Raw genomic sequence first — 15,292 nt, 5'->3', positions numbered from 1 at the left:
AGGACTCGATGACGGCCGGCCCGCGTGGCCCGATCCTTCTGCAGGACCTGTGGCTCATCGAGAAGCTCGCCCACTTCGACCGTGAGGTCATCCCGGAGCGTCGTATGCACGCCAAGGGTTCGGGCGCGCACGGCACGTTCACGGTGACGAGCCCCGAGATCCAGAAGTACTCGAAGGCCAAGATCTTCTCCGAGGTCGGCAAGCAGACGCCGATGATGGCCCGCTTCTCCACCGTCGCCGGTGAGCGCGGCGCGGCCGACGCCGAGCGCGACATCCGCGGCTTCTCCCTGAAGTTCTATACCGAAGAGGGCAACTGGGACATGGTCGGCAACAACACGCCGGTCTTCTTCTTCCGCGACCCGATGAAGTTCCCCGACCTCAACCACGCCGTCAAGCGTGACCCGCGCACCAACCTGCGCAGCCCGGAGAACAACTGGGATTTCTGGTCGTCGCTGCCCGAGGCGCTGCACCAGGTCACCATCGTCATGAGTGACCGCGGCATCCCCAAGAAGTTCCGCCACATGCACGGCTTCAGCTCGCACACCTACTCGTTCATCAACGAGGCCGGCGAGCGCTTCTGGTGCAAGATGCACTTCCGCACCCAGCAGGGCATCGAGAACCTCACCGACGACGAGGCCGCACAGGTCATCGCCGAAGACCGCGAGTCCTCGGGCCGCGACCTCTACGAGGCCATCGAGCGCGGTGACTTCCCAAGTGGACGATGTACGTGCAGATCATGCCGGAGGAAGACGCGAGGACGTACCGCTTCCACCCGTTCGACCTGACAAAGGTGTGGAGCAAGAAGGACTACCCGCTCATCGAGGTCGGCGAGTTCGAGCTCAACCGCAACGCGGACAACTTCTTCGCCGACATCGAGCAGGCCGCGTTCGCGCCGTCGCACCTCGTGCCGGGCATCTCCGTCTCGCCCGACCGCATGCTGCAGGCCCGCCTGTTCAGCTACACGGACGCGCAGCGCTACCGCCTCGGCGTCAACCACCACCAGATCCCGGTCAACGCGCCGAAGTGCCCCGTGCACACCTTCCACCGCGACGGCCAGATGCGCGTCGACGGCAACAAGGGCAGTGAGACGCACTACGAGCCGAACAGCTACGGCGCGATGCAGGAGCAGCCCTCCTACGCAGAGCCGGCGTCCGACATGGCGAAGTATCAGGAGATGGCGCACGTCGCCGACCACTGGGACTACCGCGCGGACGACGACAACTACTACGAGCAGCCGGGCAACCTGTTCCGCCTCATGTCGCCCGAGCAGCAGCACGCGCTGTTCGCCAACACGGCCGCCGCCATCAAGGGCGCGACCGCGCAGACGATCGAGCGTCACATCGAGAACTGCACGAAGGCCGACCCGGCCTACGGCGAGGGCGTCCGCAAGGCGTGCATCGCCAACGGCGCGCTCGAGGTCTGACCCTCAGGCCACCAGCACGAAAGGGGCCGGGCCCGAAACCACATCTCGTGGTTTCGGGCCCGGCCCCTTTGCGACCTCCGCGAGCGTCTTGCCGCCCCGCGTGACGGCGGACGTGTCAGCCGCCGCTCACCATGTGCAGCACGTCCGGTGAGGCGCTCTCGCAGCTGTCGAAGTGGTTACCCGAACCACGTGCCTTCTGCTTGGAGCTGTCACGGATCTCCAGCATGCCGTTGTAGGCGTTGACGCCGTACGAGCTCGGCGATCCACCGCTCGGCGACATGCTGCCGCTCGAGCTGCCCACGTACGCCTGGTAGCCCGAACCGTCGTAGCCGTACGCAGCCGACCCGCTCGCGCTCGCTGCGTTCCACGCGACGACCGGCGCGCTGCAGCCGGGCAGGTTGATGAAGTCCAGTCCGTTGCTTCCTCCGCCGCCACGCAGGGTGAAGGAGCCGATTCGGCTGGCGCCCTCGCTTCCGGCCCGCCAGACCGTGACCGTGTTGCCCTCACGGGTCATCGCGTAGTCCGAACCGCCCATGCTCGTCGTCTTGACGAGGCCGGGAAGCTCGCTGACACCCGTCGTGCTCGGGCTCGGTGCAGGGGCAGGTTCCTCGGTGGTCTGCGACGGTGCAGGCGCAGATGCTCCCCCGCCGCCGTTGTTGCCACCGTTCGAGTTGCCCTGTGTCGTGGAGGGGTCAGGGCTGCTCGTCGAACTCTGTGTCGTGCTCGACGACGTCGAGGACGACGTCGAGGACGACGTCGAGGACGACGTGCTCTTCGTCGGTGCGCTGGTGGAGGAGTCGCTCACCAGCGGCGGATCAGCCTTGTCGTCTCCGCGACCGTTCGTGAAGAGGTAGCCGAGCATTCCGACGACGGCGAGCGCGACAACGGCGATGAGCGCCACGAGCATCTGGTTCGTCTTGGCGGGCCGGGCGGACGACGTCGCCGCGGGCTCCACCGGGGGCACGCCGCCCCCGTACTCGTCCGCGTCGTCGGAGGCGTAACCGTTGTACGGCTGATCCGCGGCGCGGTCAGCACCGAGACGGGTGGGTTCCTCGTCGAAGAACGCCCCGCTCGTGTTCGCGCCGGCCGTGGCCCCCACGGCCGTGCGCGTGCCGCAGTTGCTGCAGAACGGCCCCGAGACCTGCTCCCCACATTCGGCGCAGTGCCGCTTGTCGTGCTGCATTCCGCTCCCCTCGTTGCTCGTGTCGAGCGCCCTCACATCGACTCTGCCATGTCTGACGCACGAAGGAGGCACGTGGTTCACACGTGAGAACACGATTCGACAACAATGCTTTTTCGCCGAGGGTTCCCAGTGGTGACACAGGTCGGGATGACACGGTGGCCCGGTGAACAACGATCCCGTCGGCGTCGTCGTCATGGCAGCGCTGTTCGGTGCCGTGTGCGGGCTCCTGCTCGTGGGAGTCATCGCCCTGACGCTCCGCCTCGACCGCTCGCGGCACGCGAAGGTGCAACAGGCCCGCGAGGCGCGTTATCCGTCATCCGAGTAGGCCACGCGGCTCTCGCGCGGCGCATGAGAGTCTGGACGCCGTGACCAGCACGACCATCCCCACCCCCGGCGTCGACGCAGCAGCAGTCGACGCCGCCGCAGCGCGCCTCGAGGGCCTGCTCGCTCCGACGCCCGTCACCGAGAGCGGCCGCCTGAGCGCGAAGTACGGCGCCACCGTCGTCCTCAAGCGTGAGGATCAGCAGCCGGTGCGCTCGTACAAGATTCGCGGGGCCAGCAACCTCATCTCGCAACTCGACGACGACGCTCGCGCCGCCGGCGTCGTGTGCGCGTCCGCGGGAAACCACGCCCAGGGCGTCGCCTATGCGTGTGCGCGCCTCGGGGTGAAGGCGACGATCTTCCTGCCGCGCACGACGCCGCGTCAGAAGCGTGAACGCGTGCGCGTGCTCGGCGGCCCGTGGGTGACGACGGTCGTCGAGGGCGACACCTATGACGTGGCGGCCGCAGCCGCCGGTGAGTTCGCCACCACGACCGGGGCAACGCTCGTACCCGCTTTCGACGACGTGCGCACGATCGCCGGACAGGGCACGGTGGCGCGCGAGGCATTCGCCCAGTGCGAGATCCAGCACGGCCGGGTGCCCGACGTCGTCGTCGTGCCCGTCGGAGGTGGCGGGCTGCTCGCCGGCACCACGGCGTGGGTGCGTGAACGCCACCCGAACACGCGCATCGTCGGTGTCGAGCCGGTGGGCGCCCCCTCCCTGCAGGCCGCGCTCGCGGCGGGTCGCCCCGTCTCGGTGCCGGTCACCGATCCCTTTGTCGACGGCGCCACCGTCGGCCTCCTCGGCGCGCACACCTACCCGGTCATCGCGGCGGGTGGGGTGCCCTGCTTCAGCGTCGCCGAGGGGCGCATCTGCACCGAGATGCTCGACCTGTACCAGAGCGACGGCATCATCGCCGAGCCTGCAGGGGCATTGGCCTCGTCAGCGCTCGACGACGTCGAGATCGCCGACGGCGAACTCGTCCTCGCCATCCTGTCCGGCGGCAACAACGACGTCTCGCGCTACGCGGAGGTCGTCGAGCGCTCGCTTGTCTACGAGGGGCGCAAGCACTACTTCCTCGTCGAGTTCCCGCAGGAGCCTGGCCAGTTGCGCCGCTTCCTCAACGAGATCCTCGGCCCGGAGGACGACATCACGCTGTTCGAGTACACGAAGCGCTCCAACCGTGAGACCGGGCCGGCGCTCGTCGGCCTCGAACTCGGCGAGCCCGCCGGTCTCGAGCCGCTGCTCGAGCGCATGGCGGAGTCGGCGATGCGCACCGAGCGCGTCGACCCGGACTCGCCGCTTTTCCGCATGGTTTTGTGACTGTTCAGGGCTCCGACCGGGCAGGATAGCGGTAGTTCAGCCACCCGCCTCGAGGAGAACCCGTGCAGCCCCAGCCTTTCGACCTCACTGCCCCTGACGGCACGACGCTGCGCGGCCGCCGCTGGGTGGCCGAAGAAGCGTCGACGCGCGCGGTCGTCGTCATCGCGCACGGCATGGCCGAGCACGGCGAGAGGTACGCCCGCTTCGCGGACGCCCTCAACGGTGCCGGGTTCGCCGTCTATGCCGCCGACCACCGCGGCCACGGACGCACCGCTGAAGGCGGAACCCTCGGGTACTTCGCCGAGTCCGACGGCTGGAACCGCGTCACGGACGACATCGACACCGTCGTCACGCACGCGAGCGCCGAGCACCCGAACGCGCCGATCGTCCTGTTCGGCCACAGCATGGGCTCGCTGCTCGCGCGCACGTACGCGGTGCGTCACGGTGAACGCCTCACGGCCCTCGTCCTGTCGGGCACGCCCGCCGACGCGGGAACGCTGGGGCTCGTGGGGTCGAAGGTGGCCGCCGCCGAGGCGCGCCTGCGCGGCGCGAAGCACCCGAGCAAGCTTCTCGACAAACTCTCGTTCGGTGCGTTCAACAAGGCGTTCAAGCCGGCGCGCACGGACTTCGACTGGCTGAGCCGGGACGACGCCGAGGTCGACGCCTACGTCGCCGACGACAAGTGCGGGTTCATCGCCACCGCAGGGTTCTACGTCGACATGCTCGGCGGCCTGCGCCTCGTCAACACCCCGTCCTTCGTCGCGGCCACACCAGCGAAGCTGCCCATCCTCGTCGTGTCCGGCGACGCCGATCCGGCGGGCGGGGACGGTCGCGGTGTCGAGGCGGCCGCGGCCATGTTGCGCGAGGGCGGCGTGGAGGACGTGACGCTCATGCTCTACCCCGGCGCGCGCCACGAACTGCTCAACGAGACCAACCGCGACGACGTGACGGCCCACGTTCTCGCGTGGATCGAGGCGCGCCTTCCGCACGACGCGTGACGCGTGTCACTTCGGCGCCCTCAAACCTGCCGCAACCGGTCTACTGACGCGTAGCGTTGGAGAGAAGGAGCCCTCTGCATGCGACGAAAGGAAGCACATGACTGACACCACGCCGCGCACCGAGGTGCACGGACTCCAGGTCGCCACCGTCCTGTACGACTTCATCAACGACTTGGTCCTGCCGGGCACGGACGTCGACCAGGAGACATACTGGAAGGGTTTCGCCGAGGTCATCACCGACCTCGGACCCAAGAACAAGGCTCTCCTCGCCGAGCGTGACGAGCTCCAGGCGAAGATCGACGCCTACCACCGCGACAACCCGGGCAAGCCCGACTTCGACGCGTACAAGGCCTTCCTCACCGAGATCGGCTACCTCGTCGACGCACCGGCCGACTTCTCCATCACGACGGAGAACGTCGACCGCGAGATCACCGACACCGCCGGCCCGCAGCTCGTCGTGCCGATCCTCAACGCCCGCTTCGCGCTCAACGCGTCGAACGCCCGCTGGGGTTCGCTCTACGACGCGCTCTACGGCACCGACGCGATCGACGAGGCCGACGGCAAGGAGAAGGGCACCTCGTACAACACGGTGCGCGGCGACGCCGTCATCTCGTTCGCGAAGAACTTCCTCGACACTGCCGTCCCGCTCGCCGAGGGTTCCTACACCGACGTCACCGGCTTCGGCGTCGACGGCGGCGAGCTCGTCGTCCACCTCGACGGTGAGCGCACGACGTCGCTGAAGAACGCCGACGAGTTCGCCGGATACGTCGGGCTGCCTGCGCAGCCGGAGGGAATCCTGCTGAAGCACAACGGTCTTCACCTGGAGATCCAGATCGACGCCGAGTCCCCGATCGGCGCGACCGACCCGGCCGGCATCAAGGACGTCCTCGTCGAGTCGGCTGTCACGACGATCATGGACCTCGAGGATTCCGTCGCCGCCGTCGATGCCGAGGACAAAGTGCTCGGCTACACGAACTGGCTCGGCCTCAACAAGGGTGACCTCAAGGAGGAGATCGCGAAGGGCGGCAAGACCTTCACGCGCGAACTCAACCCCGACCGCACCTACACGGCCGCCGGCGGCGACCACCTCACGCTGCCCGGCCGTTCGCTGCTGTTCGTGCGCAACGTCGGCCACCTCATGACGACGGACGCCGTGCTCGACGCCGACGGCAACGAGGTCGGCGAAGGCCTGCTCGATGCGCTCGTCACCATCCCGGCCGCCATCCACGGCTTCGCCGGCAAGGACGGCGTGAGCAACACGCGCACCAACTCGATCTACATCGTGAAGCCCAAGATGCACGGCCCGAAGGAGGTCGCGCTGACGAACGAACTCTTCGCCCGCGTCGAGCAGTTCGTCGGGCTGCCGGAGAACACGGTGAAGGTCGGCATCATGGACGAGGAGCGTCGCACGACGGTCAACCTCTCCGCCTGCATCGAGGCCGCCAAGGAGCGCGTCGTCTTCATCAACACCGGCTTCCTCGACCGCACGGGCGACGAGATCCACACCTCGATGCTCGCCGGCCCGATGGTGCGCAAGGGCGAGATGAAGGGGTCGACCTGGATCAAGGCGTACGAGGACAACAACGTCGACGTGGGCCTGAGGGACGGCCTGCAGCACAAGGCTCAGATCGGTAAGGGCATGTGGGCGATGCCGGACCTCATGGCCGACATGCTCGAGCAGAAGGTGGGCCAGCCGAAGGCCGGCGCGACGACGGCCTGGGTGCCGTCACCGACCGCCGCGACGCTGCACGCGCTGCACTACCACCAGGTCGACGTGTTCGCCGTGCAGGAGGAGCTCGCGAAGCGCAAGGCCGCGTCGGTCGACGACATCCTGCAGATCCCGCTCGCGGAGAACACGGACTGGTCGGACGCCGACAAGCGCGAGGAACTCGACAACAACTGCCAGTCGATCCTCGGCTACGTCGTGCGCTGGATCGACCAGGGCGTCGGCTGCTCGAAGGTGCCGGACATCCACGACGTCGCGCTCATGGAGGACCGCGCCACGCTGCGCATCTCGTCGCAGCTGCTCGCTAACTGGCTGCAGCACGGCATCGTGAGCGAGGACGACGTCGTCGCGTCGCTCAAGCGCATGGCGCCGATCGTCGACAAGCAGAACGAGGGCGATGCGGCCTACGAGCCGATGGCTCCCGGCTTCGACGGCATTGCGTTCAACGCCGCGAAGGAGCTCATCCTCGAGGGCGCGAAGCAGCCGAACGGCTACACCGAGCCGATCCTGCACCGTCGTCGGCGAGACAAGAAAGCTCAGTGACGATCAAGCCCGACCGAGGTAGGTTCGCGCCGGAGCGTGCGAAGGCCCGGCCCTGCCGAATCGGGCGCTGAGGAACTGAGCCAATGAGTAGTCCGCGCGCTGAGGATCAAGCGAACGGAGTCGAGGGTCGCCTGACCCTCACGATGGCGCGTAACTCACGGGTAGGCACGCAACTGCACGCCTACGTGTGAGTTACGCGCCATCGTGCGCGCTGGGGTCGGCGCGGGGCGCCCGAGGGCTGTGCGCGACCTGGGTTCCGTTGGAACGCCTAGCATTCGGACATGAAGCGCATCGACGTCCATGCTGACGGGCCCGCGAGTGTCGACGCGGCGTGGCAGGCCTACGTGCACGTCGATCGGTGGCGTGACTGGTCGCCGCACATGCCGCCGGTCGAGGCGGATGCCGTGGTGATCCGTCCCGGCGCGGAAGGACGGTGGCGTTTCGGGCCGGTGACGGTGGGGCGGTTCGTCATCACCGACGTCGATGCGGTGGCGAGGACGTGGAACTGGCGCGTCAGCGTCCTGGGGCTGACGACGACGGGCGAGCACCGCGTCGAGGTTCGTCGGAGCGGGTGCCGCTGCCACATGGCGATGGATCTGCCGCCTCTCGTCGGGCACGCCTATCGACCCGTCGCATGGTGGGCTCTTCATCGCCTTGCTCGCAGCTCGTGAGGCACCGGTCCACACCCCTGGTGGCTTCTCTGTGCGCCCACATGCACCCGGGTGCATCTGGGCGCAAAGAGAGGACGTCAGACGGCGACGTTCTCCTCGAGTTCCTCCTCGGTCTCGGTGTCGAGCTCGTCGCGCTCGTCCTGATGCGCGTGCTCGGCGTGACGTCCGACGGGGCGGGACGCAGCTTCCTCGAGCTCACGGGCTCGCACAACACGTCGCTGTTCGACCGCGCATCCGGCTGCGAGACAGAGCAACCCGACGACCAGCCAGCCGAACAAGATGGTGAGCGGGCCGGCGATCGAGGCGTCCGGGAAGTAGATGATGCGACGCAGCGCCTCGACGAAGCCGGAGCCGATCCAGAAGTCGTGCAGCCAACCGAAGAAGCTCGGCTGCATGACGGGCGCGAACACGCCGCCGGACGAGGTGAAGTTGAGCGCGACGAAGATCGCCGAGTACAGCAGCGTCGCGAACCGTCCGATGATCGGGTGCAGGCCGACACCGACCGTCAGCACGCCGGCCGTGTAGAGCAGTGACAGCGCCCACGTTGCGAGCGCGTGCCCACCGAACATGTCGTAACCCCACGCCGCGATCGCGAGTTCGATCGTCGAGATGACGACGGCGGCGCCGGCGGCGAGGGCGATGCGCTGGGCGAACGGGCGGCTCGCAGCCGCCGCGCCGATGGCGATCGACGTGGCGTACGCGGCGACCGTCAGGGCGACGAGGAAGAAGAAACCGTTCTGGCCGGCGGGGTCGTCCGCGGTGAGGGGCGCGACGTCCTTGACGGTCAGCGCATCGTGCTGTTTCTCCGCGACGGGGCGGAACATCTTCTCGACGACGGACTTCGTCGTGTCGGACGCGCCACCGGCGGTGAGCAGTTCGGCCTTGCCGTCACCGGGGACGTAGGCCGCGGAGATCTTCAGGTGCTTCAGCTGATCCGTCGCCTGCTCGGGCGTCGCGATCGTGCGGACGTCCGCCTCGTCGCCGAACCCGTCCTGCACCTTGGCCGCCAGCGGGCCCGCCTGTTGAGCCTGACCGACGACGGCGACGGGCACGTGGTGGGGCGACGGCTTGTGGAAACCACCGAGGTAGGCGGCGCACATGATGAGACCCATGAGGATCGGAACGATGACGTGCGACAAGACCGTCCTCATCGGGGCCTGCGCGGTTGGCGGATGCGCGGTGGACATCTCTTCCCTTCGTTTAGTTAGGTTATCTATGTTTAAAGGTACACCTGACTGCGAAGTGTGCGCGAGCTGTGGGGCCAGCGTCACATCGGATCGTTCGGAGGGCCCACCCGGTCAACCCGTTCTGCGTTTTCACCGATCGCGGCCTGAGCCATCCGCGACAATGGCACGGTGACTGCGCACTTCGAATCCGTCGACGACGTCCGCGACCGCCTCGCCGAGGCCGGCTACCTCGCGAGCGACGCCATCGCGACGACGGTCTTCCTCGCCGACGCACTCGGTAAGCCGCTGCTCGTCGAGGGCCCCGCCGGCGTCGGCAAGACCGAGCTCGCCAAGGCCGTCACGAGCGCGCTCACCGCGACCACCGGCGAAGACGCCGACCTCGTGCGCCTGCAGTGCTACGAGGGCATCGACGAGGCCCGCGCCCTCTACGAGTGGAACCACGCGAAGCAGCTCCTGCGCATCACCGCCAACACTGCGCTGGCACAGACGAACGCGACAGGGACCACCGCGCAGGCGACCGACGACGAGGTCGCTCACGACTGGCAGGCCCTCGCCACCGACATCTTCACGGACGAGTTCCTCCTCACCCGGCCGCTGCTGCGCGCCATCCGCAACGAGCAGCCCACCGTCCTGCTCGTCGACGAGCTCGACAAGGCCGACGTCGAGGTCGAAGGCCTCCTCCTCGAGGTGCTGAGCGACTTCCAGGTCACCGTGCCCGAACTCGGCACCCTTGCCGCGACGCAGCGCCCGTTCGTCGTCCTCACCTCCAACGCCGCGCGCGACCTGTCGGAGGCTCTGCGCCGACGCTGCCTCTTCCTCCACATCGACTACCCCAGCGCCGAACTCGAACAGCGCATCGTCGCCCTCAAGGTGCCGGGCCTCGACGCGGCGCTCGCCGAGTCCGTGGTCCGGCTCGTGCAGCGCCTGCGCGAGATGCCGCTGCGCAAGGCGCCCAGCATCGCGGAAACCGTCGACTGGGCGCGCACCCTCGTCGCACTCGGGGCCGACAGCTCCGACGACCTCGACCCCACCGTGCTGCGCGCCAACCTCGGCGTCCTGCTCAAGCACCAGGACGACATCGAGCGCGCCTCCACGCTGCTCAAGCTCAATGCCTGACGAGCACCACTTCCCGGGGGCGTTCCACAACCGCCCCTCGGCCGGGCAGCCCGAACGTCACGAACCGCTCGACGACGCTGCGCCGCGTGGCGAGGACACGCAGACACCCGCGGTGATCGGCCCCCTCGGACGCCGCCTCGTTGCCCTCGCCGACGCGATGCGCCGCCACGGCGTCGTCGTCGGAACGAGTGACGTCGTGGATGCCGGGCACGTCGCGGGCGCCCTCGGTCTCGAGAACCGCGAGCGCCTGCGTGAGGGGCTCGCAGCGGCTCTGGTGCGCCGGGGCGAGCAGCGCGGCGTCTTCGACGATCTGTTCGACATCTTCTTCCCCGCTGCGCTCGGACGACGCACTGCGGCAGGCGATCTCGGCGCCGACGACCTGCTCGCCCAGCTACCGGAGTTCGACGCGGAGAACGCCGATGCCGCCGAGCTGCGCGAACGCGCCAAGGCCCTCACCGAACTGCTTGCGAGGGCTCTCGCCGAGAACGACGAGCAGGCCCTCGAGACGCTCGCGGGCGTCGTCGTCGACGAGTTCGGGCGCCTGCGTCGCGCGGGTGACGAGGGGTTCTCCGCGAACCAGGCCATCGACCAGTTCCAACCGAACCTCGCGGTTGCGCGGGCCACGGAGCTTCTGCGCGAGCACGACGAGTACCTGCGCCGCCTGCGAGCCGAGCAGGAGGCGGACGCCCTCGAGGGCAGCGGCGGCTCCCCCGGTCTCGCCGACGAGGGCGTCGGCACCTCCGAGGGCGGCGGTGGCGTCGGCAGTGGCGGTCAGGCCGCAGCCCCACTCGAGGGGTGGCAGCCCGACCCGTTCGTCCAGCGCTTCGACCGCGACGAGATCCGTACGCGCGTCGCGGGGTTCCGGCGTCGCATCGAGACCGAGTCCCGCCGTCGCAACGCCGAGATCCGCGGCAGGGCGAGCCAGGCGACCTACGCCGTCACCACGCCGATCGAGCGGCGCGACTTCAGTCAGACCTACGCGATCGACGCCGCCCAGATGCGTCGCGTCGTCGAGCCCCTCGCGCGCAAACTCGCGGCCCGCATGGCGGCGAAACGACGCCGCGCCAGTCACGGGCGCATCGACATCCGCAAGACGCTTCGTGCGTCGATGTCCACCGGCGGAGTTCCTATCGCGCCCGTCTACGACCACCGCACGCCGAACCGCTCCGAGCTCGTCATCCTCGCCGACATGAGCAGCAGCGTCTCCGGCTTCAGCCGCTTCACGATCCTGCTCATGCAGGCGATGCAGGCGCAGTTCGCGCGCGTGCGCGTCTTCGGGTTCGTCAACACCGTGGACGAACTCACCGAGACCGTCCGCTCCGTGGGCGCGGACGGCGACCTCATCGAGGCGCTTCGCGGCAACACTCGAATGCAGCGCGGGCACCGCAACTCCGATTACGGCATGACGTTCGTCGACTTCGTCGCCCACCACCTCGACGCCGTCACGCCGCGTGCCACCCTGCTCGTCCTCGGCGACGCTCGCACCAACTCGACGAACCCGCGCTACGACGCGCTGCGCACCATCGTGGACGAGGCACGTCACGCGTTCTGGCTCAACCCGGAGGCCGAATCGCAGTGGGGCACGGGTGACTCTGTCGCGACGAAGTACGCCGAGATCATCGACATGCACGAGTGCCGCACGATCACCGACCTGCGCGACTTCGTCACGAAGGCCCTCTGATGCCCTGAGCGTCGGCTATCCGGTGCAGCTGTGTGGATCTGGCTGTGATATGTCGCAGCCAGATCCACAAAAGTTCCCCAGATCGGCTGGCGCGTTCAGCCCGTCAGGTCGGCGACGAGGGCGCGTACCCGCGCGTCGATGTCGTCGCGCACGAGACGCATCCGCTCCACGCCCTCGATGCCGCGCAGCGACGGTTCGTCGGTGGTCCAGCGCTCGATGTCGGTTCGCATTCCCTCCACGGGTTCGACCTGCGCTTCGCCACCGATGACGACGACGCGGTCCGCGCGGCGCAGCAGATCGACGTCGATCGCCTTGGGGTGTTCGCCCTCGAACGTGGCGCCCACCTCCTCGACGGCCGCTCGCGACTCCTCGTTGAGCTTCGATCCCGGGTGCGTGCCGGCCGAGTGCACCTCGACGGAGTCGCCGGCGTGCAGGCGCGTCAGGGCAGCCGCCATTTGCGACTTTCCGGCGTTCTTGACGCAGACGAACAGGGCACTCGGGCGGGGCTCGCTCATGCTCGGGTCTCCTTCGGCACCTGGGGGAAGCGCCCGCGCAGCGCGAGCGAGACGTAGACGAGGCCGACGAGCACGGGCACCTCGATGAGGGGCCCGACGACGCCCGCGAGCGCCTGGCCGGACGTTGCCCCGAAGGTCGCGATGGCGACGGCGATGGCGAGCTCGAAGTTGTTGCCGGCCGCAGTGAAGGCGAGCGTCGTCGTCCGCTCGTAGCTCATGCCGAGCGCCTTGCCGAGAACGTAGCCGCCGCCCCACATGAGGGCGAAGTAGACGAGCAGAGGCAGGGCGATGCGGGCGACGTCGAGCGGGTTGCGCGTGATGGCGTCGCCTTGGAGCGCGAAGAGCAGGACGATGGTGAACAGCAGCCCGTAGAGGGCCCACGGCCCGACGCGAGGCAGGAACGACCCCTCGTACGCGTCGCGGCCCCAACGCTTCTCGCCGACACGGCGTGAAAGGAAACCGGCCAGCAGCGGCACGCCGAGGAAGACGAGCACGGACGCGGCGATGTGCCACGGCGACACGTCGAGGTTCGTCTGCTCGAGGCCGAGCCACCCGGGCAGCACCGACAGGTAGAGCCACCCGAGGCCGGCGAAGGCGATGACCTGGAAGACCGAGTTGAGCGCGACGAGCACGGCCGCGGCCTCGCGGTCACCGCAGGCGAGGTCGTTCCAGATGATGACCATCGCGATGCACCGGGCGAGCCCGACGATGATGAGGCCCGTGCGGTAGGCGGGCAGGTCGGCCAGGAAGATCCACGCGAGCGCGAACATCACGGCGGGCCCGACGAGCCAGTTCAGGACGAGCGACGCACCGAGCATCCGCTTGTCGGCCGTCACGGTGTCGAGGCGGTCGTAGCGAACCTTCGCGAGCACCGGGTACATCATGACGAGCAGGCCGATGGCGATCGGCAGCGAGACACCCTCGACCTCGACGGCGGAGAGCGCGTCGTCGAGACCCGGCACGAGCCGTCCGAGAAGGAGACCGACGGCCATCGCAGCGACGATCCAGACCGGCAGGAAGCGATCGAGCGTCGAAAGGCGCGCGGCAACAGGGGCTTGCGTGGGCTCGGCGGAGCCAGTGTCATCGGTCTTCATCGTCATGAACTCTGGCCAACGTATTGATGTTTGTCAATGTGTCGGTAGGGTGAGCCACATGTCCACCCCCGCAGAGTTCACCTGCGCTCCCGCCGCCGACGCGGCGCTGCTGCCGCTCGACGACGCGAATCGCCGGGCCGAGCTCCTCAAGGCGATCGCCGATCCGGTGCGGCTGCGTCTGCTCACCTACCTCGCAGCCACCCCCGACGGCACGGTGTGCGCCTGCCACCTGCCGAGGCAACTGGGCATCACCCAGCCGACCCTGAGCCATCACCTCAAGAAGCTGACGGACGCCGGGCTCCTCATGCGCGAACAGCGCGGACGGTGGGCGCACTACACCGTCGTCCGGTCGCGGCTCGACGAAGCTCGGTCAACGCTCGAGCTCTGACCCAGCCGGTGCAGATGTGTCGATGTGGCCGCGATATGCCGCCACCAGATCGACAGAAGTTCCCCGGATACGCGAACGCCCGGCCTCTCGCGCTTCGAGGGGCCGGGCGTCACGTCAGGGGGCTACTTGATGAAGCCTTCCTTCTTGAGCCAGTCGAACGCCACGTCGGACGGGTTCTCACCGTCGACGTCGACCTTGGCGTTGAGCTCGATCATCGTCTCGTTCGTCAGCTTCTTCGACACAGGGCCGAACAGGTCCGACAACTGCGGGTTCTTCTCCAGCGTCTCGGTGGAGAACACCGGGGCGACGTTGTAGAGCGGGAAGAACTTCTTGTCGTCGGCGAGCACCTGCAGCTTCAGCGCCTTGATGCGGCCATCGGTCGTGAAGACCTCACCGAAGTTGCACAGCCCGTTGTTCGTAGCCGCGTAGATCGCACCCGACTCGAGCTTCTTGATCTGGTTACGCGGAATCTCGCTGCCGAGCGGAATGCCGTAGGCCTTGAGCATCGGCTCGAGGCCGTCGTCACGGTTGGCGAACTCGGTGTCGACGCACAGCGTGCGCTGCGCCTTCGGCACCTTCTTGAGGTCGGACAACGACTTCACGTTGAACTTCTTCGCCGTGGCTTCCTTCGCCGCGAACCCGTAGGTGTTGTTCATCGGCGCGTACTGCAGCCACGTCAGACCGTTCTTCGCGTCCTCTGCCTTGACGGCGTCGAACTGCTTGCGCGGGTCCGGAATCGGCTTCGTGTGCCCCATGTACGTGATCCACGCCGTGCCCGTGTACTCCCACGAGAAGGTCGTCTGGCCCTGGATCTGCGCCTCACGAGCCGCCGCAGAACCGGGGATCGTCGTGAAGTCCTTCACGTTGCCCCCGGCCGACTGCAGCAGGATGACGGCCATCTTTCCGAGGATCTGCTGCTCCGTGAACTGCTTGGAACCGACGGCGATCTCGGCGCCGTCGAGCTTCTTCACGGAGGCGAGCTTCGGCCCCAGTTCACCCGAGGGCGAGATGCCGGCCGAGGTACCGAGGCCACAGGAGCTGAGCAGCAGCGAACCCGCTGCCGCCGCTCCGGCGACGCCGGCGAGCCTGGCCCGCGGAGTACGAATCAACTTGTGCGTCATGCG

At 68.2% G+C, this 15,292-nt stretch carries 13 protein-coding genes and 1 pseudogene; 9 read left to right on the top strand and 5 right to left on the bottom strand.

What is annotated here, in order from left to right; translation table 11 throughout:
• Positions 1-8 precede the first annotated feature (8 nt).
• A pseudogene (locus H7F30_RS15105) lies at positions 9-1,423 on the top strand (catalase).
• A gap of 115 nt (positions 1,424-1,538) precedes the next feature.
• On the opposite strand, the gene H7F30_RS04360 reads toward H7F30_RS15105, so the two are convergent.
• Positions 1,539-2,606 (bottom strand): hypothetical protein, encoded by a 1,068-nt coding sequence (locus H7F30_RS04360; protein ID WP_187036976.1) that lies wholly within the window; start codon positions 2,604-2,606, stop codon positions 1,539-1,541.
• A gap of 163 nt (positions 2,607-2,769) precedes the next feature.
• On the opposite strand from H7F30_RS04360, the gene H7F30_RS04355 reads away from it, so the two are divergent.
• The 5 genes from H7F30_RS04355 (at position 2,770) to H7F30_RS04335 (ending at position 8,187) form a co-directional block, all read left to right on the top strand.
• Positions 2,770-2,931 carry a hypothetical protein gene (locus H7F30_RS04355; RefSeq protein WP_182434808.1) on the top strand — a complete coding sequence of 54 codons (162 nt, stop codon included), beginning with the start codon at positions 2,770-2,772 and terminating at the stop codon, positions 2,929-2,931.
• A 31-nt stretch (positions 2,932-2,962) separates the two neighbouring features.
• Positions 2,963-4,249, top strand: a complete 1,287-nt coding sequence (gene ilvA / locus H7F30_RS04350; RefSeq protein ID WP_187037846.1) for a threonine ammonia-lyase IlvA — start codon at positions 2,963-2,965, stop codon at positions 4,247-4,249.
• Positions 4,250-4,311: 62 nt separating this feature from the next.
• Positions 4,312-5,247: an alpha/beta hydrolase gene (locus H7F30_RS04345; RefSeq protein WP_187036974.1), complete on the top strand. Its 936-nt coding sequence runs from the start codon at positions 4,312-4,314 to the stop codon at positions 5,245-5,247.
• Positions 5,248-5,344: 97 nt separating this feature from the next.
• Positions 5,345-7,516, top strand: coding sequence for a malate synthase G (locus H7F30_RS04340; RefSeq protein ID WP_187036972.1), 2,172 nt, complete (start codon positions 5,345-5,347; stop codon positions 7,514-7,516).
• A 281-nt stretch (positions 7,517-7,797) separates the two neighbouring features.
• A complete protein-coding gene (locus H7F30_RS04335; protein WP_187036970.1) occupies positions 7,798-8,187 on the top strand; it encodes a hypothetical protein in 390 nt (129 codons plus the stop codon).
• Positions 8,188-8,264: 77 nt separating this feature from the next.
• Here the strand turns inward: H7F30_RS04335 and H7F30_RS04330 are convergent, their stop codons facing one another.
• Entirely contained in the window at positions 8,265-9,326 is a 1,062-nt protein-coding gene (locus H7F30_RS04330; RefSeq protein ID WP_255464952.1) for a hypothetical protein, read from the bottom strand.
• A gap of 216 nt (positions 9,327-9,542) precedes the next feature.
• On the opposite strand from H7F30_RS04330, the gene H7F30_RS04325 reads away from it, so the two are divergent.
• On the top strand, positions 9,543-10,490 hold the full coding sequence (locus H7F30_RS04325) for a MoxR family ATPase (protein WP_187036966.1): 948 nt from the start codon (positions 9,543-9,545) through the stop codon (positions 10,488-10,490).
• Positions 10,483-12,171, top strand: a complete 1,689-nt coding sequence (locus tag H7F30_RS04320) for a VWA domain-containing protein (protein WP_187036964.1) — start codon at positions 10,483-10,485, stop codon at positions 12,169-12,171. The genes H7F30_RS04325 and H7F30_RS04320 overlap by 8 nt, the downstream gene beginning before the upstream one ends.
• A 95-nt stretch (positions 12,172-12,266) precedes the next feature.
• On the opposite strand, the gene H7F30_RS04315 is transcribed toward H7F30_RS04320, so the two are convergent.
• Together H7F30_RS04315 and arsB are read right to left on the bottom strand one after the other, a co-directional pair.
• A complete protein-coding gene (locus H7F30_RS04315) occupies positions 12,267-12,686 on the bottom strand; it encodes a low molecular weight phosphatase family protein (protein ID WP_187036962.1) in 420 nt (139 codons plus the stop codon).
• Positions 12,683-13,780 (bottom strand): ACR3 family arsenite efflux transporter, encoded by a 1,098-nt coding sequence (gene arsB, locus H7F30_RS04310; RefSeq protein WP_187037844.1) that lies wholly within the window; start codon positions 13,778-13,780, stop codon positions 12,683-12,685. Before arsB ends, H7F30_RS04315 begins: the two co-directional genes overlap by 4 nt.
• Positions 13,781-13,838: 58 nt before the next feature.
• Here arsB and H7F30_RS04305 point away from each other — a divergent pair, with 58 nt between their 5' ends.
• Positions 13,839-14,168, top strand: a complete 330-nt coding sequence (locus tag H7F30_RS04305; protein WP_187036960.1) for a helix-turn-helix transcriptional regulator — start codon at positions 13,839-13,841, stop codon at positions 14,166-14,168.
• 122 nt (positions 14,169-14,290) lie between these two features.
• On the opposite strand, the gene H7F30_RS04300 is transcribed toward H7F30_RS04305, so the two are convergent.
• Positions 14,291-15,289, bottom strand: coding sequence for a glycine betaine ABC transporter substrate-binding protein (locus H7F30_RS04300; RefSeq protein ID WP_187036958.1), 999 nt, complete (start codon positions 15,287-15,289; stop codon positions 14,291-14,293).
• Between the last annotated feature and the right edge of the window lie 3 nt (positions 15,290-15,292).

The organism is Dermacoccus sp. PAMC28757 (assembly GCF_014302635.1).
Lineage (GTDB): Bacteria > Actinomycetota > Actinomycetes > Actinomycetales > Dermatophilaceae > Dermacoccus > Dermacoccus abyssi.
The sequence above is the reverse complement of the archived record's forward strand: the minus strand, read 5'-3'. Positions and strand labels throughout refer to the sequence as shown.